The 21,329-nt window shown below is 57.5% G+C and carries 20 protein-coding genes and 1 pseudogene; 11 read left to right on the top strand and 10 right to left on the bottom strand.

From position 1 onward, the window contains the following. Nucleotides 1-164: 164 nt before the first annotated feature. The 6 genes from KOSB73_RS04605 (at nucleotide 165) to KOSB73_RS04580 (ending at nucleotide 6,985) form a co-directional block, all read left to right on the top strand. Nucleotides 165-761, top strand: a complete 597-nt coding sequence (locus KOSB73_RS04605) for a fimbrial protein (protein WP_098140279.1) — start codon at nucleotides 165-167, stop codon at nucleotides 759-761. Between the two features lie 149 nt (nucleotides 762-910). Further along, a complete protein-coding gene (locus KOSB73_RS04600; protein WP_032710963.1) occupies nucleotides 911-1,570 on the top strand; it encodes a fimbrial biogenesis chaperone in 660 nt (219 codons plus the stop codon). Nucleotides 1,571-1,598: 28 nt separating this feature from the next. Continuing rightward, nucleotides 1,599-4,133: a fimbria/pilus outer membrane usher protein gene (locus KOSB73_RS04595; protein ID WP_098140303.1), complete on the top strand. Its 2,535-nt coding sequence runs from the start codon at nucleotides 1,599-1,601 to the stop codon at nucleotides 4,131-4,133. A 48-nt stretch (nucleotides 4,134-4,181) separates the two neighbouring features. After that, nucleotides 4,182-5,246 (top strand): fimbrial protein, encoded by a 1,065-nt coding sequence (locus KOSB73_RS04590; protein ID WP_241185142.1) that lies wholly within the window; start codon nucleotides 4,182-4,184, stop codon nucleotides 5,244-5,246. 135 nt (nucleotides 5,247-5,381) lie between these two features. Beyond that, nucleotides 5,382-6,176, top strand: coding sequence for a CatB-related O-acetyltransferase (locus KOSB73_RS04585; protein ID WP_049085033.1), 795 nt, complete (start codon nucleotides 5,382-5,384; stop codon nucleotides 6,174-6,176). Nucleotides 6,177-6,211: 35 nt separating this feature from the next. Beyond that, nucleotides 6,212-6,985 carry a transporter substrate-binding domain-containing protein gene (locus KOSB73_RS04580; RefSeq protein ID WP_004135074.1) on the top strand — a complete coding sequence of 258 codons (774 nt, stop codon included), beginning with the start codon at nucleotides 6,212-6,214 and terminating at the stop codon, nucleotides 6,983-6,985. Between the two features lie 39 nt (nucleotides 6,986-7,024). Here the strand turns inward: KOSB73_RS04580 and KOSB73_RS04575 are convergent, their stop codons facing one another. Beyond that, nucleotides 7,025-7,945 (bottom strand): LysR substrate-binding domain-containing protein, encoded by a 921-nt coding sequence (locus tag KOSB73_RS04575; RefSeq protein ID WP_098140278.1) that lies wholly within the window; start codon nucleotides 7,943-7,945, stop codon nucleotides 7,025-7,027. Nucleotides 7,946-8,089: 144 nt separating this feature from the next. On the opposite strand from KOSB73_RS04575, the gene KOSB73_RS04570 reads away from it, so the two are divergent. Next, nucleotides 8,090-8,866 carry an SDR family NAD(P)-dependent oxidoreductase gene (locus KOSB73_RS04570; RefSeq protein WP_004135077.1) on the top strand — a complete coding sequence of 259 codons (777 nt, stop codon included), beginning with the start codon at nucleotides 8,090-8,092 and terminating at the stop codon, nucleotides 8,864-8,866. A 64-nt stretch (nucleotides 8,867-8,930) separates the two neighbouring features. Further along, the gene (locus tag KOSB73_RS04565) at nucleotides 8,931-10,124 is read left to right on the top strand and encodes an MFS transporter (protein ID WP_098066947.1); all 1,194 of its coding nucleotides are present in this window, start codon (nucleotides 8,931-8,933) and stop codon (nucleotides 10,122-10,124) included. On the opposite strand, the gene KOSB73_RS04560 is transcribed toward KOSB73_RS04565, so the two are convergent. Continuing rightward, nucleotides 10,121-11,023: a LysR family transcriptional regulator gene (locus tag KOSB73_RS04560; RefSeq protein ID WP_004135081.1), complete on the bottom strand. Its 903-nt coding sequence runs from the start codon at nucleotides 11,021-11,023 to the stop codon at nucleotides 10,121-10,123. The two genes, KOSB73_RS04565 and KOSB73_RS04560, sit on opposite strands and share 4 nt — an antisense overlap. A 134-nt stretch (nucleotides 11,024-11,157) precedes the next feature. On the opposite strand from KOSB73_RS04560, the gene speB (KOSB73_RS04555) reads away from it, so the two are divergent. Together speB (KOSB73_RS04555) and KOSB73_RS31465 are read left to right on the top strand one after the other, a co-directional pair. After that, entirely contained in the window at nucleotides 11,158-12,129 is a 972-nt protein-coding gene (gene speB / locus KOSB73_RS04555) for an agmatinase (RefSeq protein WP_004135083.1), read from the top strand. Between the two features lie 19 nt (nucleotides 12,130-12,148). Next, nucleotides 12,149-12,359 (top strand): annotated as a pseudogene (locus tag KOSB73_RS31465) (ABC transporter substrate-binding protein); the annotation flags it as partial. Nucleotides 12,360-12,371: 12 nt separating this feature from the next. On the opposite strand, the gene KOSB73_RS04545 reads toward KOSB73_RS31465, so the two are convergent. The 8 genes from KOSB73_RS04545 to speB (KOSB73_RS04510) form a co-directional block, all read right to left on the bottom strand. Then, nucleotides 12,372-13,166, bottom strand: coding sequence for an SDR family NAD(P)-dependent oxidoreductase (locus KOSB73_RS04545; protein ID WP_004135085.1), 795 nt, complete (start codon nucleotides 13,164-13,166; stop codon nucleotides 12,372-12,374). 74 nt (nucleotides 13,167-13,240) lie between these two features. Further along, nucleotides 13,241-14,173, bottom strand: coding sequence for a 2-hydroxyacid dehydrogenase (locus tag KOSB73_RS04540; protein WP_024358402.1), 933 nt, complete (start codon nucleotides 14,171-14,173; stop codon nucleotides 13,241-13,243). A 5-nt stretch (nucleotides 14,174-14,178) separates the two neighbouring features. Beyond that, the gene (locus KOSB73_RS04535) at nucleotides 14,179-14,907 is read right to left on the bottom strand and encodes a class II aldolase/adducin family protein (RefSeq protein ID WP_004135089.1); all 729 of its coding nucleotides are present in this window, start codon (nucleotides 14,905-14,907) and stop codon (nucleotides 14,179-14,181) included. Continuing rightward, the gene (locus KOSB73_RS04530; protein WP_004135091.1) at nucleotides 14,908-16,428 is read right to left on the bottom strand and encodes an amino acid ABC transporter permease/ATP-binding protein; all 1,521 of its coding nucleotides are present in this window, start codon (nucleotides 16,426-16,428) and stop codon (nucleotides 14,908-14,910) included. It abuts the gene before it with no gap. A gap of 24 nt (nucleotides 16,429-16,452) precedes the next feature. Then, on the bottom strand, nucleotides 16,453-17,256 hold the full coding sequence (locus KOSB73_RS04525; RefSeq protein WP_024358401.1) for an ABC transporter substrate-binding protein: 804 nt from the start codon (nucleotides 17,254-17,256) through the stop codon (nucleotides 16,453-16,455). A 9-nt stretch (nucleotides 17,257-17,265) separates the two neighbouring features. Beyond that, nucleotides 17,266-18,342 carry an isopenicillin N synthase family dioxygenase gene (locus KOSB73_RS04520; RefSeq protein ID WP_098140277.1) on the bottom strand — a complete coding sequence of 359 codons (1,077 nt, stop codon included), beginning with the start codon at nucleotides 18,340-18,342 and terminating at the stop codon, nucleotides 17,266-17,268. Between the two features lie 12 nt (nucleotides 18,343-18,354). After that, nucleotides 18,355-19,203 (bottom strand): sugar phosphate isomerase/epimerase family protein, encoded by an 849-nt coding sequence (locus tag KOSB73_RS04515; protein WP_098140276.1) that lies wholly within the window; start codon nucleotides 19,201-19,203, stop codon nucleotides 18,355-18,357. A 10-nt stretch (nucleotides 19,204-19,213) separates the two neighbouring features. Beyond that, complete coding sequence (gene speB, locus KOSB73_RS04510; protein WP_004135100.1) at nucleotides 19,214-20,164, bottom strand: agmatinase; 951 nt, start codon at nucleotides 20,162-20,164, stop codon at nucleotides 19,214-19,216. A 116-nt stretch (nucleotides 20,165-20,280) separates the two neighbouring features. On the opposite strand from speB (KOSB73_RS04510), the gene KOSB73_RS04505 reads away from it, so the two are divergent. Then, nucleotides 20,281-21,192, top strand: coding sequence for a LysR family transcriptional regulator (locus KOSB73_RS04505; RefSeq protein WP_004135102.1), 912 nt, complete (start codon nucleotides 20,281-20,283; stop codon nucleotides 21,190-21,192). Nucleotides 21,193-21,329 lie beyond the last annotated feature (137 nt).

Genomic DNA, 21,329 nt, shown 5'->3' with positions numbered 1-21,329 from the left:
TTTTAATAAAAGAGTCAAATAAGCAGCTCAGATTTTTTGCTGCCTGCTATCCTGCGGACGGAACGCGAATATTATTAACATGGAGGATCTGTACGCAGATTTGTACGAGGCTTAAGCCCTCGCGCTCAATCTGCCGAAAATATAAGTTAGAGATGAGATGAATAATGAAAACGCAATTTCGTATTATGGCAATGTTTGTCGGTGCTCTGGCTTCCGCTAGCGCATTATCCAGTCCTTCACAACCGGCCAGTTCAGCAATGACCGTTAACCCCGGTTCTAATGCGGGAACCCAGGGCACGGGCGGCCAGGTAGAATTTACCGGCTCCATTACTGACTCCTCCTGTAATGTCGATAGCACCAGCGCGAACCAAAGCGTCGATCTGGGGAAATGGGCGAGCAGCTATTTTACCGGCGCTGGTTCTGAAACGACGAAAACCGCCTTCCACATCAAAGTAAAAGATTGTCCTTCCACCGTTACCACCGTCTCGGTACTGTTTGACGGTACCCGCGATACCAACAATAGCGATCTGCTGGCGATTAACGGTACCGCAAGCGGGGTGGCGATAAAGCTTTACGAAGACGACAAGTCAACGCCGGTTGATCTCGGCGCCGTGTCACGCGGCCACAGCGTTACCGCTGGCGCGAGCGGGGCGGCGACAGGTACCGCCGATCTGGAATTCTTTGCCGACTATGTCTCAACCAGCGCGGTTTCCGCCGGTTCTGCCAACGGTACGGCCAACTTCAATATGGTTTACAACTAATACCCTAAAAGCGGGTAAAGCTGCGGTTATTCATGGCTTCCCAGACCGAGCCGCCGCCTGGCTGAAATACGGGCTGCAGCATTACTGCAAATTTTTTATCAGCTTCAGGTCGTGATACCCGCTTTTATTATTCCCGGACGGTAGTCATTATGAAACGAACGATCGCCGCGATAGCCTTTTTATTGCTATCAACTGCGGCACAGGCCGGTATTGTCATGGGAGGAACCCGTGTTGTTTATCAGGAAGGGAAACGTGAAGCCGCAATATCGGTCACCAACGCGGATACTCATTCACCTTATCTGGTGCAATCGTGGGTGGAAAACTATGCGGAAAACAATAAAAGCCGCGTGCCTTTTATTGTGACGCCGCCGCTTTTCCGTCTCGATCCCGAACAGCAGAACGTATTGCGTATTAACTATATTGGCGGAACGCTGCCCACCGATCGCGAATCCGTTTTTTGGCTCAACGTAAAAAGCATTGCGCCCACGAAAAAAGATGAAGCGAATAAGCTTCAGGTTAATATTAAATCAAAATTTAAGATTTTCTATCGTCCGAATGGTCTCCCGGGGGAGCCTGCCGATGCATGGCGCAAGGTGACGTTTAAAATCGAAGGTTCCAGACTGGTTGCCCAAAACCCGACGCCCTATTTTGTCTCCTTTTTTGTTATTTCGGTTGGCGCGACAGACATTCCTGAACCCGGCATGATTGGCCCCCTTGACCATAAAGAGTGGCCGATTACTCATTCCGGGGTAGTTAAATGGCGCGCTATTAATGACTTCGGTGGTATTACGGATTACGCGCAACAGTAATTATTTTGCTTCGCCTGGTCGGGATATTGTGAAAAATAACACTTCTGATATGACTTCCGTTTATTCGGCGATCGCGGCGCCAACCGGCGGGATTTTCTTATTGCCGACGGCGATTTTTCTGCTGTGCCAAAGCGGTATCGCGCGGGCGGAGGACTACTTTGATCCGGCGGCATTAGAATTTGCCAATCCGCAGCAAAAGACCGCTGATTTACACTATTTTGCTAAATCAGGCGGCCAGCAGCCCGGGACATATCCGGTCAGCATCTGGGTAAATAACCAGGAAATAGCCCAGAGCGAGGTGACATTTGTCGACAGCAACGGCGCGCTGCAGCCGCAGTTAACCCCGGCGCAGCTGGCGGAATATGGCGTCAACGTCAGCGCTTTCCCGGCGTTTAATACCCTGCATGAGGGAGAGCCGTTCACCCACATCGAACGCTATATCCCCGATGCCAGCAGCCGTTTTGACTTTGCCACTCAGCGCCTGAACTTAAGCATTCCCCAGGCGGCAATGAACGTGCAAAGCCGCGGGTACGTCGATCCGGCGCGCTGGGATGAGGGGATTCCGGCGGCGTTTGTTAACTACAACCTGACCGGGTCGCAAACCCGGCAGTCGGATGACAACAGCCGCTCCAGCTATCTGAATTTACGCAGCGGAGTGAACTTTGGCGCCTGGCGACTGCGTAACGTCTCGTCGATGGAGTATGACCGGACCCGGCGCTGGAATTCACAGAGCACCTGGCTGCAGCGCGACCTGAAGTCACTCAAAAGCCTGCTGCGGATGGGCGATACCTTTACGAGCGGCGACGTTTTCGACAGCGTGCAGTTTCGCGGCGTCCAGCTGATGTCCGATGATGAAATGCTGCCGGATAGCCAGCGCGGCTTCGCCCCGACGATCCGCGGGATGGCGCACAGCAATGCGAAAGTCACCATCTCCCAGCATGGCTACGTTATCTATGAAACGTTCGTTTCGCCGGGGGCGTTCGCCATAAGCGATCTCTATCCGACGGCGCAAAGCGGCGACCTCGAAGTCCAGGTAAAAGAGAGCGACGGTTCGGTGCGGACCTTTACCCAACCCTTTTCAGCCGTACCGTTTATGCTGCGCGAAGGACGGGTGAAATTCAGCCTGAGCGCCGGGCGCTACCATTCGGGGCAGAGCCGGACGCCATCGCCGACGTTTTTACAGGGGACGCTATTTTATGGGCTGCCGGCTGAGTTCACGCTCTACGGCGGTAGCCAGCTGGCGCAGGATTACCAGTCCTGGGCGCTCGGCGTCGGACGCGGCTTTGGCGAGCTGGGCTCGCTTGGGGGCGATGCGACATGGGCCAACACCACGACGCCGTCGGGAAAGCGCTCGGCGGGCCACTCGCTGCGCGTGCAGTACCAGAAGGATTTTGCCGGAACCGGCACCTCATTTAGCCTCGCCAGCTATCGCTACTCTTCTGGCGGTTATTACGACTTTAGCGAGGCCAACGCGCTTGAGAGCCGCAATGGTCTCGTGGACAACAAGCGCAGCCGCGAGGAAATCTCTGTATCGCAGGCGTTTGGCGGTATGAGCAGCCTGGCGATTTCCGCCTGGTCGCAGGAATACTGGCACCGCCAAAGCCGCGATGAAACAATCCATCTCGGATTCTACAGCGCCTGGCGAGGCGTTTCGTGGGGCGTGGGTTATTACTACACCCAGTCTTCCGATCGCCAAAAAGCCGATCGCTCGTGGTCCTTCAACCTGAGCATTCCGCTTGGCGGCCCGCTTGCCGAGAGCGCGATTAGCTACAGCACTACCTCCGGCAATAACGGACGCACCTCGCAGCAGGCGTCGCTGTATGGTTCGATTCCGCGTAATCCCAATCTCTATTATTCCCTGCAGCAGGGCTACGCTAACGGCGGCCAGGGGAGTAACAGCAGCGCATCGCTAGATTACCATGGCGGCTACGGAACCGCGCAGCTCGGCTATCGCCAGGATAGCGCAAGCCATCAGCTGACCTGGGGCGCATCGGGCTCCATCGTCGCCCATCCTCATGGCGTGACGCTGGGGCAGACCGTCGGCGAAAGCTTTGCCATCGTACGCGCGCCGGGAGCCGCCGATGTGGCGATTCAAAACGGCAGCAACGTGCACACCGACTGGCGGGGGTATGCGGTGGTGCCCTCGCTGACGGCGTATCGCAAAAACACCATTACGCTCGATACCGAATCGCTGGCCGACGATGCCGATGTTGAGCTGGAAGGACAGACGGTGATCCCCGGCGGCGGGGCGGTGGTGCAGGCAAACTATCAGACCCATATCGGCAACCGCGTACTGTTTACGCTCAGCGACAGCCGCGGCCCGCTGCCGTTTGGTGCCAGCGTTCGCCTGCATAAGGCTGAAGACGAGCAAGGCGCGGCTCCGGGCGGCATGGTGGCCGATGGCGGGCAGGTCTATCTGAGCGGTATCCCGCAAGAAGGGACGCTTGATGTCGCCTGGAACGCCGACAATATCTCGCGGAAATGCGCGCTGCATTTCCATCTTACCGATACCGTACAGCAGGGGCAGAGTCCGGTAAAAACCGTCTCTGGCGTCTGCCAGTAGGTCAGCACAGAGGTGATTTTGCGCATAGTATCGTTTTTATTGCTGCTAATGGCCGGGATTTATAGCCACGGCGGGTGGGCGGAAACCTGCAAAGTGGATATCGGTCAGATGACCGTTAACGTCCAGAATATCAAGTACCTGCCTACGCTGCCGCTGAATACGCAGATGACCAGCGTGATGGCGGATAACGGCAGCGGAATTCATTTCACCTGCGATCTTCAGCTGCCGAAAGCGGCGGCTAAACGTCTGGTGTATCGGCAGCTTAAAACCGCCTCATCGCCCCTGTCGATCGGCGGCCAGCACGTTTTTCCCTCCGCGCTGGACGGCATGGGCTACACGTTGGGTTTTCAGTGCAGCGGCGGCGCCATTCGCGTGATTGATGGCAGCCATGCGGCCGGTAGCGCGGAGTCCGTGACGGTTTGCGACAGCAATGAAATAGCTAACCTGCTGACGCAGCAGCAGATTGTGGTGAAAGTCTTCGTGACGTTTTATAAGACCGGCGAGGTCGCCCTGGCCAGCGGTAACCACGCTAACGTTCCGGCGCAGCCGCAGATTGGCGAACTGACTATTCAGCAGCAGGCCGACAGCAGTGCCGCTTTTGTCGCCAGCCCGCCGGTCACTCTCGATATGGCCGCGCTGAATGTCGATATCGGCAGCAGCGGCAGCTGTCAGGTCTCAACCGCGAATATTCACGTCAGCCTCGGCGCGGTAAATAAAGCGGAGTTTAAAGGCAAAAATACCGTCGGCGGCAGCGCCAGGAGCTTCTCCATTCCGGTCTTCTGCTCCACGCCGACCGATATCCGTATTGGTTTTTTTGGCGTGACGACGCAAAGCGGGGGAACGGATACCCTGGCGCTCAGCAAAGACAATGCCTCCGCGAGCGGGGTGGGCGTCAGGCTCACCTACGGCAATAACAGCGCCCCGGCGCCGGCAGCCGGAACCGGCGTCAAAATTAACGAGGCCAGCAACTTACCTGTGCTCAAGCGGATTACCGCCAGCAGCGCCGGCGCGGCGGAAAATATCAACTTCAACGCCCAGTACGTACAGACGGATGACGCGGTAACCGCCGGCACCGCCAATAGCATGGTGACGTTTGCGCTGGAGTATAACTGACCGTCGCTTTCGCGCTGTGGCTCACAAAAAAGAGATGTCATAACGATTTTTCGCACGGTGAGCGGATCGGTACGCTATCAATGATCGAGAGATTAAGCGGCTGGCCGGGAGTACTTTTGTGCGGGAAAATCGAAAATGAAAATCGCCTTTGGTGATCTTAAGCCTCTATTGCAGGCGCAGCGCGTTTTTGTCGGCGGGCAGAAGCTGGTCTGCGCCCACGCCTTTTACCGTGATGATCTGCCGATCGACGTACCGGAAAATTTAGCTACCGAGGCCTATACCACCTACTGGGGGCGCTGCGGCGAACGGCTGGCCTCACTGGGCGCTTTTAGCTATACGCGAACCCTGCTGCCGGCGCTCATCAGGGTAGGGCGCTACACCTCGATTGCCGATCGGCTCCAGGTGCTGGGCGACCGGCATCCGCTGGAGTGGGCCAGCGCCAGCCCGGTTTTTTATGCCCATCACTCCGGCGTTATGGCGACGCTGGCGGCCGACAGCGGCAGGCCCAACCAGTTTTACCCTTTTGAGAAAACACCCCGGCCAATCACCATCGGCAACGATGTGTGGATTGGTCAGAATGTCACCCTGGCGCAGGGCATCACGATTGGCGATGGGGCCGTTATTGCCGCCAACGCGCTGGTGGTCAAAGACGTCGCGCCGTACGCTATCGTCGGTGGTAATCCGGCGAAGGTCATCCGCATGCGCTTTAGCGAGGCGATTATCGCGCAGCTGCTGGCGCTACGCTGGTGGCGTTACTCTGCCCAGGATATTGCCGCTTGTCCGGTTAATCAGGTTGAACGCTTTTGCGAGCTGCTCGCCGGGCGCGCCGCCGAAGGGACGCTGTCCGCTTTTTCGCCGCCGGTATTGACGGCGACCATGATTAAAGATTTTATGGCGAATAAACAGAACCCGCTGCGCAGCGCGGTTTAATCAAAAGCGGTTCACATTAGGACAAGGATATAAAGATGAAGTTGAAGTCAGGTCTTGCTTTCATCATTGCCGCCATCGCCTTTGGCGCCCAGGCGCGCGACATGAACAGCATCCAACAAAGCGGCGAACTTAAAGTCGGTGTGCCGGGAGACTACGCGCCGCTGGCGTTTCACAATAAAGCCGGAGAACTGCTGGGCTACGATGTGGATATGGCGAAAGATCTCGGCAAGCGGCTTGGCCTGAAGGTGCGCTTCGTGCCGACCAGTTGGCCAACGCTCTCCGCCGATCTGCAGGCCGATAAGTTTGATATCGCCATGGGCGGGGTGACGGAAACCGCGGCGCGGGCGAAGGATTTCGCGTTAAGCCAGCCGGTGGTGCCGAACGGCAAGATTGCGCTGGCTAACTGCGCGTCGGCGCCAGCCCTCGGTAGCCTGGAAAAAATCGACCAGCCGAACGTGAAGGTGGTAGTGAATCCGGGGGGAACCAACCAAAGCTTTGTCGATGAACATATCAAGCATGCGCAAATTATCCGGGTGAAAAACAATATCGATAACCTTGAAGCGCTGCGGCAGAAAACGGCGGATATGATGGTGACCGACCTGATTGAAGGCGTCTATTACCAGAGCAATGAACCGGGCGTATTCTGCGTGGCTAACGAGACGCCGTTCCCGGGCACCGCCAGCTTTAAAGTCTACATGATGAATAAAGATAACCCGCAGCTGCTGGAGAAGGTAAACCAGTGGCTGGCCAGCCAGGATAAAAATGTGCTTAAGCAGAAGTGGCGCATTCATGACCAGGTAAAACCATAGTGCAATAAAGGTTTTCTATGCGGGTTTGGCGGAAGATAATCAGCGCATCGGGTTTTCCGCCAGCACATCGTGAAGCAGCCAGTCATAAAACACCGTCACTTCCGGACGCATGACCGCATGCTGCGGCGTCACGATGTAGTAGGACCAGGTGAGCGGCCAGCGGCGGGCGGGCTGTAGCTGGACGAGCTGCCCCGTGGCGAGGAGCTGTTTTACCAGCGCCCGGCGGACGAGGGCGACGCCGCGCCCGCTGAGGGCGGCAAGGATAACCGCCGACGTTAAGTCGATATGCAGTCCGCTATCGCGCGCCGTCGGGGCCTGAGCCGCGGTCAGCACATCCTCCCATGAGGGAAAGCTGGCGCCGGGATGCGGCGTATCATCATGAATTAGCTTTTGCGCCGCCAGCCAGTCGCCGCAGGCGATTTTTTCTGCCGGGACGATAAGCGGGCTGCACACCAGCACCGCCTCCTCATCCATCAGCCAGGTTTTATCGACCCCGGGCCAGTCGCCGCGGCCGCAGCGAATGCCTAAATCCGCTTCGCCGTGGGCCACATCCATCAGCTTTTCCGTAACGTTGAGGCGCAGGTCGATATTTTCATGGGCGGCGGAGAAGCGATTTAAGCGCTCCATCAGCCAGTTCATCATCAGCACCTGCGAGGCGGTGATCACCACCACCGAACGCGCCCGGCGGCCGCGAAGCTTATTCAGCCCGCTCTCCAGCTTATCCAGTCCCTGCGTAATATCCTGCAGCGCTTCCTGGGCCTCGCTCACCAGGGTCAGACGCGCTTTACCGGCACGGGTGCGGTGCAGCAGCGGATGGCCGACCCACTCTTCCAGCGCCCTGACCAGTTGCCCGACGGCGGCGGGGGTGACCCCCAGCTCGCGCGCCGCGCCGGTAAAGCTGCCGTGGCGGGCGGCGGCTTCAAAAGCGTGAAGCCATTTCAGTCGGTTAAGCGATCGCATGCTGGATATCCCTCAGTCAAATTTCGCCCCAGTATAGGCTATCAAGATAGATTTTCTTTGCTGCAGGACTATTTCTTCTCATTCGTCAGCGCGGTTGTGGACAGGCATGCTGAGGCCATACAAGCAAACGTGAAGAGGTGAATGATGAATACGACGTTTATGGGAAAAAAACTGCTCGTGGTTGGCGGAACCAGCGGTATGGGGCTGGCGACGGCCAAACGGGTGGTGGAGAATGGCGGCAGCGTGGTGCTGGTGGGCAATCGCCGGGAAAAGGCCGAACGGGCGCGCCAGGCGCTGGCGGCAGCGGGGAAGGTAGATGTTATCGTCGCTGACCTGACGAGCGAGGCCGGTATGCAGCAGGTAATGGCGAACATCAATGCAGAGCATCAGGATATCAGCCTGCTGGTCAACGCCGCCGGCGTCTTCTTCCCGAAGCCGTTTATCGAACATGAAATGGCCGATTACGATCGGTATATGCATCTCAACCGCGCGACGTTTTTTATCACCCGCGAGGTGGTGCGCAATATGCTGGCCAACGGCATCAAAGGCTCGATTGTGAATATCGGGTCGATGTGGGCGCAGCAGGCCATCGGCGCGACGCCGTCCTCGGCATACTCCATGGCGAAGGCGGGGCTGCATGCGCTGACGAAAAACCTGGCGATTGAGCTGGGCGGCAGCGGTATTCGCGTCAATGCGGTATCCCCGGCGGTGGTGCATACGCCAATCTATGAAGGCTTTATTCCTGAAGAGGATGTGAAGGCGGTGATGAATAGCTTTGACGGCTTCCATCCCATTGGCCGCGTCGGCACGCCTGATGATATCGCGCAGACCGTCGCTTTTCTCCTCAGCGAGAGCACCCGCTGGGTGACCGGCGCGGTTTGGGATATTGATGGCGGCGTGATGGCTGGTCGGAATGCCTGATTACGTTCATTATGTCAGTCAGGGTATTGGCATAACGAAAACGAATTCAGGATAAAAAGAGTCCATGAGCGCTGAGATAACGCTGCCCGTCGGGCAGCAAAACCAGAATATTATTCGCCTGGCGACGGCACAGGCGCTGGCGGGGGCAAACTCGGTGGTGTTTTACGCCACCGGCGCGATTGTTGGCAACGCCATCGCGCCCTCTCCGACGCTGGCAACGCTGCCTGTGACCATTTTTGTGCTGGGCATGGCCGCCTGCATACTGCCGTTTGGCGCACTGGCCAGAAGGCGCGGACGCAAAACGGTCTTTATGACCGGCACCGGGGCCGGCGTGTTGACGGGAGTACTGGCTGCGCTGGCGGTGGTGCTCGGTTCGTTCTGGCTATTCTGTATCGCGGCCTTTTTCGGCGGCGCCTATGCGGCGGTGGCGGTTTCTTTCCGCTTTGCCGCCACCGACGGCGTCAGCGGCGAGCGGCGCGCCCGGGCGCTCTCCCTGGTCATGGGGGGCGGCGTGGCGGCGGGGGTTATCGGCCCGATGCTGGTGACCGGCACCATGAATCTGTGGCCACCGCACACCTTCGCAATGACCTTTATCGCTCAGGGACTGGTGGCGGCGCTATCGGCGCTGGTCTTGCTGGGGGTAAAAACCGCCGCGCCGGTGGCGCAGACCCAATCTGGCGGGCGTCCACTGGGCGAAATCGTACGCCAGCCGGGGTTTTCCCGGACGGTCTTCAGCGGCGCAATCTCCTATATGGTGATGAACTTTCTGATGACCGCCGCGCCGCTTTCCATGCACATGCACGGTATCTCGCAGCAGGCGTCGAATCTGGGCATTCAGTGGCACGTGATCGCCATGTACGGCCCCGGATTTTTTACCGGCAAGTTGATTAATCGCTTCGGCGCCCGGCGTATTAACGCCGCAGGGTTGATTCTGCTGGTGCTGTCGGTGATGGTTGGCCTCGCCGGTATCGACGTTATGCACTACTGGCTGTCGCTCATCCTGCTCGGCATTGGCTGGAACTTCGGCTTTACCGGCGCGTCGGCGCAGATTATGGATTTTCACCGCCCGGAAGAGAAAACTCAGGTGCAATCGCTGAACGATTTTATTGTCTTCGGGGTCATGATGATTGGCTCGTTTTCCTCCGGCGCATTGATGAATCTCTTCGGCTGGAATGCCGTGCTGTGGGGTTCGCTGGCGCCGGTTGTGGTTGCGCTGGCGGCGGTACTGGTGGGGGGAAGGGCAGCCCAGAGGGTCTAACTTTTGCGTGATTTAACGCGCAAGCGCACGATATCGCGCATGGCGCGAATCAGGGGTTCTTTGCTGCGGCCGCGGCGGAAAATCAGCGAAAAAGGCGCTTGATAGCCATATTCCGTCGGCAGCAGTGCGCGCAGCTTATGCGATTGCACCCATGGCAAAGCGTAGTGTTCCGGCAGATAGCCGACGTATTTGCCGGACAGAATCAGCATCAGCTGCGCTTCCATACTTTCCGCGCTTGCGACGCTCCGCTTAAATCCCTTACGCCCTAAATCGCTGCTGCTCCAGTAGCTGCGGGTGACCATTCGCATCTCGGAAATCAGTGCTTCCGTCGGATGTTTAAGGGTAAATAGCGAGTGTTTGTCGCCGCAATAGAGCCAGTTTTGTTCGCGATAGAGCGGATGGGACACCACGCTATTAGCCTGCAACGAGAAGGTACCGATGGCAATATCCAGTTCATTGTTCAGTACGCCCTGCAAAAGCGCGTTCGGGCTTTTGACCTGTAAATTGATATGCACCCGCGGGAAACGTTCGCTAAATGTGGCGATGATGTCGCTCATCGGCAGCATCGGGTCGGTAATTGTTGAATCGATCACTCCAAAGTTAAAGATCCCGGTTTGTTCGCCGCGTAGCGTCGCCGTATTGCGCTCAAAATCCTCCATTGAATTCAGCAGGTCGATGCTTTGCTGGAGTACGGTTTCCCCTTTTTCGGTCAGAGAAAAACCGCCCCTGCCGCGACGGCAGAGGATGATCCCAAGTTTCTCTTCCAGTTCGCTCATATAGTTGCTGATAGCCGAAACTGTCAGGTTGAGCTCCTGCTGCGCATTGGCGTAGCCCTGGTATTTCGCTACGGTAATAAACACGTGTAACAGCCGCAGATTGGGAAATTTTCCAACTGACATAAAGGGGATACTCCGCTGTAAGCTCCGGTTTTGTTGTTATTTTTCTAAACTAATTTTTTGGCTTTGACTATTTTTTCTCTATTCCCCGTTCAGCAGTATGTCTTCATCGCCCAATAAGCCATGGAGACACCGCAATGACTACCGCAACAGAAAAAAACTATCCGCAGCCGCAGGACGGTGAAATCCCGCGCTTTAGCGGATTGCCGACTTTTTTCCGCCTCCCTTTCGCACCGCAGGCCGCTGAGCTGGATATCGGCATCGTAGGCGTGCCGTGGGACGGCGGAACAACAAACCGTGCGGGAACTCGCCACGGGCCACGCGAGCTACGCAATGCCTCAAGCCTGGTGCGTCGGATCCACCAGACTACCCGCCGTTCTCCCTATGATTACGCCCGCGTTGGTGACCTGGGGGATGTGCGTATCAATCCGGTTGATATGCAGGATAGCCTGGCGCGCATTGAGGCCTGGTATCGCGCCCTGGCTGAACAGCAGGTGATGCCTTTAACCGCTGGCGGCGACCATCTCACCACGTTGCCGATTTTACGCGCGCTCGGACGGGATAAACCGCTGGGAATGATCCATTTTGATGCCCACTCGGATACCAACGACAGTTATTTCGGCGGCGAGCGCTTTACCCACGGTACCCCGTTTCGTCGTGCGGTAGAAGAGGGGGTTCTCGATCCACGGCGTACGGTACAAATTGGTATTCGCGGCGCGCTGTTTTCCGCAGATGAACACTGCTGGGCGGAGGAAAACGGCATCACCATCATTCGCATGGAGCAGGTGGACGAGCTGGGTATTGACAAGGTGATGCAGCGGGCGCGCGCGATTGTCGGCGAGCAGCCTACCTATATCAGCTTCGATATCGATGTCCTGGATCCGGTCTATGCGCCAGGTACCGGAACGCCGGAAATTGGCGGTATGACCACGCTGCAGGCGCAGCGCTGCGTTCGTCAGCTTGCGGGATTGAATCTGATTGGTGCCGACGTAGTGGAAGTCTCGCCGCCCTTTGATCAGGGCAATCTCACCAGCCTGACCGGCGCGACCATGATGTTTGAACTCTTGTGCCAGCTTGCCGACGCCCATCATTGGCGCATTTCTCTATAAATAACGAGGGAGCCTTATGATGAAAAGAAATCTCTCATTGCGCTATCTCGCCACTACGCTGGTTCTGGCATCGGGACTTGTCCCGGCGGCCAATGCGGCGGACGCCACCCTGACGCTACAGCTGGCGGATACCAAATTCAGCAGCTTAATCCTCGGCGCGCTATATCACACCGGAGCGTACCCGGCAGGCGGATGCGATCCCCTATGCCAAAACCGGGGCCAATATTATGGTGCGCAGCTTATCAGACAATATCATCCACCACGCCGCCATCAACGCGTAGCGCCGCACCTGACGTCGCTGAAGCCTGTGTCGAGCAGACGTAAACCACCATATTGGCAACTTCTTCCACCGTGGCCGCGCGCTGAATCACCGAGCTTGGGCGGTTCGCCATCACGAACTCTTTTGCCAGCTGTTCCAGCGATTTCCCGGTTTTCGCGACTTCATCTTTCATCATCTCAGCAAAGCCATCAGAGATAGTTGGCCCCGGCAGCACGCTATTGACCGTGACGCCGCTTCCGGCGACAAACTTCGCCAGCCCGCGGGCCAGCGACAGCTGAGCGGTTTTAGTCACGCCGTAATGAATCATATCCGCCGGAATATTACGTGCCGATTCCGAAGAGATAAACACCACCCGACCCCAGCCTTGCTGCACCATAGCCGGTAGCAGGGCACGGGAAAGACGCACTCCGGACATCACGTTGGTTTGCCAGTAGTTTTCCCAGGTTGCATCATCGGTTTCATAGAAATCCTGCGGGCCGTAAATACCGGCGTTATTCACCAGAATGTCGACCCCGCTCACCGCCTGCACCAGCAAATTGACGCCTTCAGCGCTGCTTAAGTCGGCGATCGCCGGACGCGTTGTTGCGCCGGGAACCGCATTTTGCAAACGGGCGAGGGCCGCGCTCACGCTACGCTCGCTGCGACCATTAATTATCACTTCCGCGCCGCTGGCCGCCAGACCTTTGGCGATGGCGAAACCAATACCGCCGGTAGAGGCGGTGACCAGTGCGACTTTCCCCGATAAATCAATATTCATGCTGACAGCCTTATTTTTTGTCGGACAGACCATTAAGCGTAGCAGCGGATATGAGACTATTGACGTTTTCGGGCTTAATAACCGCTCTGTTTGTTCACCAGGTTTTTCAGCGGCAGCGCCTGCCGCAGCCGCTGGATGTTGTCCAGCAGCTGGCGGGCAATCACCTCCGTCTGCGCGATGGAGGCCATATGCGGAGTGATAACCACCTGCGGATGTTGCCATAGCGGGTCTTGCTGGGGCAGCGGCTCGACGGGGAAGACGTCAAGCAGCGCGCCGGAGAGCTTGCCGCTATCCAGCGCCTCGAGCACGTCCCGATTCACCATATGCTCGCCGCGGCCGCAGTTAATCAGCGCCGCGCCGTCGGGCAACTGCTGCAGTAAAGGATGGGCGAGGATGCCTCGCGTCTGCTCGGTTAACGGCAGGACGTTGATCAGCGCATCCAGTTGGCCAAGGAATTCGCCGGCCTGCGCCTCCCCGTGGTAGCAGCGCACGTCGGTAAGGGCTTTTTCGCTACGCGCCCAGCCGGAAACCCGATACCCCAGCCCGGCCAGCTGCGAGGCGATATAGCCGCCAATTTCGCCGAGGCCCATGACGCCAACGTGATAATCGGCTGCCGCTCGCTGTGGATACATTTTCCAGACGCGCTCGCGCTGGTGGGCCAGCGCCCGGTCAAAGCGCCGCTGAAACCACAGCACGCCCCACAGCGCGTATTCAAACATACCGTGACGAAAATCTTCATCCACCACCCGACAGAGCGGAACATCGCTGGCGAAAACGCTGGCGGGCAAATGGTCGACGCCGGCGGACGCGGCCTGGATCAGCTTCAGCTGAGGCGAGCGCGCCAGCAGCTGCGGGTCGGGAAACCAGCAGCAGGCGTATTGCGCCTCGCGGGCGGCGGGGTCCTCTGGCAGAACCGCTTTCACTTGCGGAAACAGCGCGAGCGCGGCGCAAATTTCCTCGCTGTACTGAGGATCGTTACAATCCACGACGATGGTTAACTGAGTCATAGGCATTAGCTTTTATAAGAAGTATCAAGACGATCGAGGCGGCGTAGCCACGCCTGCCACACCAGCTGGCGTTCATGTTCAACCCCCATCAGCTGCTCGCAGGCGTGTCGGCTCAGCGGCTCAGGTATCGTATGAATGGGGCTGAGCGGTGCCAGCTGCGCGGCGGCCATCTGGATCTCGCAGGCGCGGTTCAGGTAGTACATGATATAAAACGCATCGGCGACGGTGCGCCCGACCGACAGCAGGCCGTGGCTTTGCAGGATCATGGCGATGTTCTCGCCGAGCGAGCGTTGGATCCGCACCCGTTCATCGAGATCGAACGCCACGCCTTCATAAGGATGGTAGCCGACGCGTTGATAAAATTCGGTGCTGATTTGGTTAAGCTGCAGCAGCCCGTCTGCGCAGGCGGCAACCGCCATCCCCGGCAGCGTATGGGTGTGGATCACGCAGTGGGCGTCTTCGCGGGCCATATGGACCGCGCTATGAATCGTAAAGCCCGCCGAGTTCGCCGGGGCGCTGCCTTCGACGACCTTACCCTGCATATCGACCACGATTAAATTGCTGGCGGTGACTTCGTCAAACATCATGCCGAAGGGGTTAATCAAAAACCGCGGCTCGCCGTCGCCGGGCAGGCGTACGGAAAAGTGGGTATACAGCGTGTCTTCCCAGCCGAAGAGCGCCGCCAGACGATAGGCGGCGGCCAGCTGCTGGCGTAGTTCCCGTTCAGTTGCCATTTATTGCACTCCCATAAATTCACGAATGCGGGTCAGCGACGGATCGGCGACATCGTTACGAATGCGCTGCGGCGGCATATCGCTCTGCACGACGCCGTTTTCCATCATCACCACCCGGTCAGAAATTGATAAGGCGAAGTCCATCTCGTGGGTCACGATAATCATCGTCATGCCTTCGCGGGCGAGGGACTGAATGACCTTCAGCACTTCGCCAACCAGTTCAGGGTCCAGCGCCGACGTGGGTTCATCAAACAGCATGATGTCCGGTTTCAGCGCCAGGGCGCGGGCAATGGCTACGCGCTGCTGCTGGCCGCCGGAGAGCTGGTACGGGTACTTTTCGGCGTGCGCCAGCAGACCGACGCGATCCAGCAGCCACAGCGCCTGCTCCCTGGCGGCGGCGCGGTCAAGCAGCTTGTGATAGAGCGGGGCGAGCATCACGTTATCCAGCACCGTGCGGTGGGGAAACAGGTTGAAGCCCTGGAACACCATGCCGATGCGGCGTACGCCCGCGCGCATTTGCTGTTTATCGACAACGGATGCGCCTTTCAGATAATCCTCGCCGTAAAGAATGATCTCGCCGCCGTCGATGCTCTCAAGGGCGTTAATCGTGCGGATCAGGGTGGTCTTGCCGGAGCCGGACGGGCCGATGATGCTGATCACCTCGCCGTTTTCCACTTTCAGGTCGATGCCTTTCAGCACGTGGTGCTGGCCCCAGGATTTTTCGATGGCATGGAGATCCAGCGCCGGCGGGTTGCCGCTGGCGGCCTGCGCTTTTTGCATCTGTACCGGCGGCTTCAGGTTCTGGCGCAGGGTTGCGCATTCACTCTCATTGAGCGTTTGCGGACGCTTACGTTGAATATCCAGCAGGTTTTCCAGCCCCCTGAACAGCCAGGTAAACACCGTCACCACCATGACGTAATAAACGGCGACCGCCAGCAGCGTCTCCATGACGAGGAAATTCTGCGCATACAGGCGCTGGCCGGTCAGCAGCAGTTCCGGCAGCGAAATCACCGACAGAATCGAGCTGAGTTTGATGATGGTGATGTATTCGTTAATCAGGGTGGGCAGGGAAATACGAAACGCCTGCGGGATAATAATTAAGCGCTGAACGCCGATAAAACTAAAGCTTAAGGCATGGCCGGCTTCGCTTTGCCCTTTGGCGACCGAAAGCAGTCCGCCGCGATGGATTTCCGCCATATAGGCCGCTTCGGTCACCGTCATCGATACCAGCCCGGCAATAAACGGAATGCCGAGCAGCGGTTGGGTGGCCGGAAACAGCTGCGGCAGGTTATAGACAAAGACCAGCAGGACCATCAGCGGCACGCTGCGGAAAAACCAAATATAGAGTTCGACGGGAACCTTCAGCCAGCGCGGGCCGGAGAGCTTAGCGCAGGCTAAAAGAAAACCTAATATCAGACCAATAAACCAGGACAATGAACTGACGACAACTACGGTGACACACGCCTGCCAGAATGCCCCAACGCTAAATAATGAGAAAAAGTATCCCCAATCGAACTCCATACCGACTCCCGTTTCATTATTGTATTAGTTGATACTTTCTAAGTTGTATTTCTTGATGATGGCGTCGTATTTGCCGTTGGCTTTAAGGGTGGCTAACGTTGATTTAATGGCCTCGGCCAACTCGGTATTGCCTTTGGCGACGTAAATTCCCAGCGGCAGCGGATAGACCAGGCGGTTTGAGCTAATGGCCAGGCGACCGCGGCTTTTTTCGACGATAATTTGCGCCGCCGGGGCGATTTCTAACTGGGCGTTGATATTTTTCGACAGCAGGGCCTGGGAGGCTTCCGGCGCGGTCGGGAATTCCTGAATACTAATGGCCGGTTTGCCGTTTTTCAGACAGTACTCGTCGGAGTGCGTTTTCAGGCTCGAAACCCAGGCGGTACCCGCCTGCAGTCCCACCTTCACGCCGCACAGTTCGTCTTCCGTTTTCGGCTGAATAGTGCTGTTTTTTAGCGCAATGATTGACGCGCCGGACAGGGCATAAGGGATAGCGTCCGCCTGCTTCTGGCGCTCGGGCGTCACGTACATACCGGAGATCACCGCATCGTATTTTTTACCGATGCCTAAGATCAGACTGGTGAACTTCGTGTCGATAAGCTGCGGTTTGGCCTTCAGATGCTCGGCGATCAGCGCCGCGAACTCCGGGTCGATACCGACAATGTTGTTATTGCTGTCGTAGGACTCAAAGGGCGGATAGGTCACCTCCATCCCCACTTTAAATACGCCCTCGGTCAGCAGCTCTGCGGCCTGAGCCAGCGGTGAAAAACAAGCGGTGACGGCGATGGATAAAGCCACACGGCGCGAGAGTTTTTTTAGCGTTTTGTTCATCATTTATCCTCACGGGTTATTTACGGTTTTTTGCTGTGCTTGTTTTTTCAGATGACCAAAGGTGTTAGTGCCGCGGGCGCGTTCAGGGAGCTGGAGCTCGCCTCGGGTGACTTTCTCGCGCAGGTAGCGATAGGTCTGTAACGCCTGGCTCCACATATGCTCACCAATGCTCAGTTCTTGATACTCGCTGGCTTCGCCTGCCTCAAGGAAGCCCGGCAGCGGGCGGATCAGCGTGTGGTAGTCGCAGGCGAAGAACAGCGGGAAGGAGTAGCGCTCCTGCGGCACCTTGCGTACGCGGTGTGCAGTTGCAACAAATGTGCCAGCGCTCAGGACTTCGAGCATGTCGCCGATATTAATCACGAAAGCCTCTTCTCCGGTCGCGTTCTTCAGCGGCGGGGCGTCGATCCAGTCGCTATCTTCGTTCAGCACTTCAAGACCCGGCTGGTCGGCGAGCAGCAGAGTGAAGCACTCATAGTCGGTATGTGCACCAATACCGGGAACGTCTTCGGCGCTGGCGTCAAAGGGGTAGTGGATCAGGCGCAGCTTCGACGGCGGGCAGGTGACCATCGACCTGAAATAGCCTTCCGGCAGGCCAAGGGCGAGAGCGAAGGCATCAAACAGGCGATGTCCAAGGGCGAAGACCGCCTCATAGTAGGCCAGCACCCGGGATTTAAACGCCGGCACGTCCGGCCACTCGTTGGCGCCAATCAGCGGCGTTTTCGCCATGACGTACGGGTGGTCGTCAGTGGCCTGAAAGCCGATATCGAACGCTTCTTTGTGATCCGGCTTGCCGGAGCCGTAAATCTCTTCGCCTTCCGGAACGTAGCCTTTATGGCTTTTCGACTGTCCGATGTAGTACGCCATCTTGCGCTCCATCGGCAGGGCGAAAATCTCTTTGGCCGCCGCGCGGACCCCGGCAATCAGTTCAGGCGCGATGCCGTGGCCGGTAATGTAGAAAAAGCCGACTTCGCGGGCCGCCTGGCCGATAGCGTCGGCCACCGCCTGGCGTCGGGCGAGATCGTCGCAGGTCAGGTCGCTGATATTGATGGTCGGTAATTCAGTAAAAGAACTTTTTGCAGCGGTCATTTCTCCAGTTCCTTATTCAGTTAGCGAGGTGAATTCAACAAAATGCCGCTGTTCACGCTGGGCCATCCAGGCATTCAGCGACCACAGGTCGGCGACCGGAACGTTAGTAAACGGCAGGTGATGCAGGTAGCCATCGGGGCCAAACTCCGGCGTAAGGGTGGTTTGCTGGTAGCCGCGCCGGCGCTGCGATTGCCAGATCTGTTCCCAGAAGCGCTGTTGAAACTGCAGGGCTGACTGATATTCCGGCGCGGCGGGGTGCGGCACCTGCGGTCCCTGGTCGTAGCCGACGCGGGCCTGAATATGGTGAACCCGTTCGATAAAAGCGCTGAAGTCATCGCAGGGGTCATCCAGCAGGCGCTCGCTTACCACGATCCAGTGGCTGATATCGGCGGTAAAGCGCAGCTGCGGCAGCTGTTGAACGATCTCCAGCGTCAGCCACGGGCTATACAGCGACGTGGCGCGATGGGTTTCAAAGCTGCAGAACAGCTCATATTCGGCGGCGAGCTCATGCGCCCTGCCGAGAAAATCCACCTGCTGCGCCAGCGGCCAGCGGTCGTTACCGGCCAGCAGGTTTACGAAGCGCGGATTAAGCGCTTTTGCCGCCGCAAAACGTTCTTTTAAGCGCTCCAGGTGCTGCGCGGGCGTTTCGCTCTGAGCCGGAATGACGCCGCCGCCGCTGAAGGCAATGGCGATATACTCCAGCGCGGACGCGTCGATGCGTTGGGCCAGCGTCCGCTGCTCTTCCACCGTCAGCGGAACCCGCGCTTCAATGCCGCAGCAGCCGACGCTTTTGAGTTCGTTGACCGTTTGCTGCCACGGGGTGGTGACGCCCCACAGCGTACGAAAGACGTTAAGCTGCATGGTTTTTCCTCTATGGGTATTTCACGCCGGGGAGAACGCAGAGCATTTCATACAGCAGGTTGGCGGCCAGCTGGGATGTGTTGCCGCTGACGTCGTAGGGAGGCGAGACCTCGACCAGGTCGCAGCCTATCAGGTTCAGGCCGCGGCAGCCGCGCACGATTTCCAGCGCCTGAATCGATGTCAGGCCGCCGACTTCCGGAGTGCCGGTGCCGGGTGCCCAGATGGGGTCGAGGCTATCGATATCAAAGCTGAGATAAACCGGGCCATCTCCCATCTGCTGGCGAACCTCGGCCATCAGCGGGGCCAGGGATTTGTGCCAGCACTGCTCCGCCTGGACCAGACGAAAGCCGCGATCGACGCCCCACTGGAAGTCGCCGGCGGCGTAGCCCTGCGCGCGTTGGCCTATCTGAACGACGCGTTTGAGGTCCAGCAGCCCCTCTTCGACGGCGCGGCGGAAGGTGGTGCCGTGGGCGATCTTTTCGCCGAACATTTCATCGTTGGTATCGGTGTGGGCATCGATGTGAATCAGCCCAACCGGACCGTGCTTTTTGGTTAGCGCGCGCAGTATGGGCAGGGTAATGGTGTGATCGCCCCCGAGAGTCAGGGGGATAAGCGGAAAACTATTCAAACCGGTGTAGTAATCTTCGATAATTTGCACCGATTTGAGCAGATTGTAGGTGTTAATCGGTACGTCGCCGATATCCGCTACCGACAGAGAATCAAAAGGCGCGGCGCCGGTGGCCATATTGTACGGACGAATCATCACCGATTCGGTACGAATGTAGCGCGGCCCGTAGCGCGTTCCGGAACGTTGTGAGGTCCCGATATCCAGCGGGATGCCGACAAATGCTGCATCAAGTCCCTGTAAGTTATCAATAAATGGCAGGCGCATCATTGTGGCGCGGCCGCCAAAACGCGGCATTTCGTTGCCACCCTGCGGTTGATGAAAGACGTTATCCATTTCAGCTCCTGAATCTGACCAACAAAACTCAACAACTGGGATAGTGCGAAAGATGCGCTGGACTTTAAATCGTCTGCCGCAAATACTTAGTTCATTTATTAGTGAACTAAAACGCCATGCTTAACGACGCGACGCTTAACATTCGACAGCTCCAGGTTTTTGAGGCGGTGGCCCGTCTTGAGAGCTATGGCCGGGCCCAGCAGGAGCTGGGGATTTCCGTTTCCGCAATCAGCAATGCGATGTCGCAGCTGGAAGGCCAGCTTGGCTTTAGCCTGTGCCAGCGCGGGCGCGGCGGCTTTGCGCTGACCGAAAAAGGGCAGCATTTTTTACAGCAGGCGATCCGCGTGCTGAGTGAACTGAACGAGCTGGAGCGCCAGTCGGCGCTGCTGAAAGGCGAGCATAGCGGTACGATTTGTATCTCAACGCTTGATTCCATCGAAACGGAAACCGCGCTGTCGCTGCCGGTGGTGCTGCGCAGCTTTAGCGATAAGTTTCCCAATGTGCATATCAAGCTGATTATCCGTACCCCGGCGGAACAGCTAAACGGCGTACTGAATAACCATATCGATCTCGCTATCGGCAGCTACAACTCGCGGGTGCATAACATCATTAGCGAACCGCTCTACCGCGAGCAGCACTGGCTCTACTGCAGCGACCTGCATCCTATGTTCTTTAGCCGACAGCTCGATAAAGAGCTGATCAGCCAGTGTCCGCTGGTGACGCGCAGCTACTGGAATACCAGCGATCTGCGGCGGCGCGGCTTCAGCAAGGGCAGCGCGACCGTTGAAACCGTCGATGCGCAGCTGCTGTTGATCCTGTCCGGGAAATATATCGGCTACCTTCCCGAGCACTACGCCTGGCCTTGGATTAAGGAGAATCGCCTGCGCGTGCTGCTGCCCAATGAGTTTGGCTTTCAATCTCCCTTCTCAGCGATATGCAAACGCGGGCGCAGCAATGAACCTTACCTGAAGGAGTTTCGCAATCTTCTGAAGAAGAATACGGTGGCCAGACCGAAGTGGAGTGAGTGATCTTTTGGTCTGGATTTAGAAAAAACTTATGCCTGATTTGATTTGGCAAACGCCCGTTGAATATCAGGCATATAAACTGCGGTTTGCTATTAAAAATATGGATTTGAGTAAAATCTCAGATAAAAATATCGCTAGGT

The organism is Klebsiella grimontii (assembly GCF_900200035.1).
Taxonomy (GTDB): Bacteria; Pseudomonadota; Gammaproteobacteria; order Enterobacterales; family Enterobacteriaceae; genus Klebsiella; species Klebsiella grimontii.
This window is presented reverse-complemented; position numbering and strand designations above follow the sequence as displayed.

Excerpts from the sequence above, each read along its gene's own strand:
- speB (WP_004135083.1), top strand. The coding sequence starts at position 11,158 with ATGACTACCGCAACAGAAAAAAACTATCCGCAGCCGCAGGACGGTGAA.
- KOSB73_RS04530 (WP_004135091.1), bottom strand. The coding sequence starts at position 16,428 with ATGGAGTTCGATTGGGGATACTTTTTCTCATTATTTAGCGTTGGGGCA.
- KOSB73_RS04570 (WP_004135077.1), top strand. The coding sequence starts at position 8,090 with ATGAATACGACGTTTATGGGAAAAAAACTGCTCGTGGTTGGCGGAACC.
- KOSB73_RS04560 (WP_004135081.1), bottom strand. The coding sequence starts at position 11,023 with ATGTCAGTTGGAAAATTTCCCAATCTGCGGCTGTTACACGTGTTTATT.
- speB (WP_004135100.1), bottom strand. The coding sequence starts at position 20,164 with ATGGATAACGTCTTTCATCAACCGCAGGGTGGCAACGAAATGCCGCGT.
- KOSB73_RS04600 (WP_032710963.1), top strand. The coding sequence starts at position 911 with ATGAAACGAACGATCGCCGCGATAGCCTTTTTATTGCTATCAACTGCG.
- KOSB73_RS04575 (WP_098140278.1), bottom strand. The coding sequence starts at position 7,945 with ATGCGATCGCTTAACCGACTGAAATGGCTTCACGCTTTTGAAGCCGCC.
- KOSB73_RS04545 (WP_004135085.1), bottom strand. The coding sequence starts at position 13,166 with ATGAATATTGATTTATCGGGGAAAGTCGCACTGGTCACCGCCTCTACC.
- KOSB73_RS04515 (WP_098140276.1), bottom strand. The coding sequence starts at position 19,203 with ATGCAGCTTAACGTCTTTCGTACGCTGTGGGGCGTCACCACCCCGTGG.
- KOSB73_RS04590 (WP_241185142.1), top strand. The coding sequence starts at position 4,182 with ATGGCCGGGATTTATAGCCACGGCGGGTGGGCGGAAACCTGCAAAGTG.
- KOSB73_RS04535 (WP_004135089.1), bottom strand. The coding sequence starts at position 14,907 with ATGGCAACTGAACGGGAACTACGCCAGCAGCTGGCCGCCGCCTATCGT.
- KOSB73_RS04585 (WP_049085033.1), top strand. The coding sequence starts at position 5,382 with ATGAAAATCGCCTTTGGTGATCTTAAGCCTCTATTGCAGGCGCAGCGC.
- KOSB73_RS04605 (WP_098140279.1), top strand. The coding sequence starts at position 165 with ATGAAAACGCAATTTCGTATTATGGCAATGTTTGTCGGTGCTCTGGCT.
- KOSB73_RS04520 (WP_098140277.1), bottom strand. The coding sequence starts at position 18,342 with ATGACCGCTGCAAAAAGTTCTTTTACTGAATTACCGACCATCAATATC.
- KOSB73_RS04580 (WP_004135074.1), top strand. The coding sequence starts at position 6,212 with ATGAAGTTGAAGTCAGGTCTTGCTTTCATCATTGCCGCCATCGCCTTT.
- KOSB73_RS04565 (WP_098066947.1), top strand. The coding sequence starts at position 8,931 with ATGAGCGCTGAGATAACGCTGCCCGTCGGGCAGCAAAACCAGAATATT.
- KOSB73_RS04525 (WP_024358401.1), bottom strand. The coding sequence starts at position 17,256 with ATGAACAAAACGCTAAAAAAACTCTCGCGCCGTGTGGCTTTATCCATC.
- KOSB73_RS04505 (WP_004135102.1), top strand. The coding sequence starts at position 20,281 with ATGCTTAACGACGCGACGCTTAACATTCGACAGCTCCAGGTTTTTGAG.
- KOSB73_RS04540 (WP_024358402.1), bottom strand. The coding sequence starts at position 14,173 with ATGACTCAGTTAACCATCGTCGTGGATTGTAACGATCCTCAGTACAGC.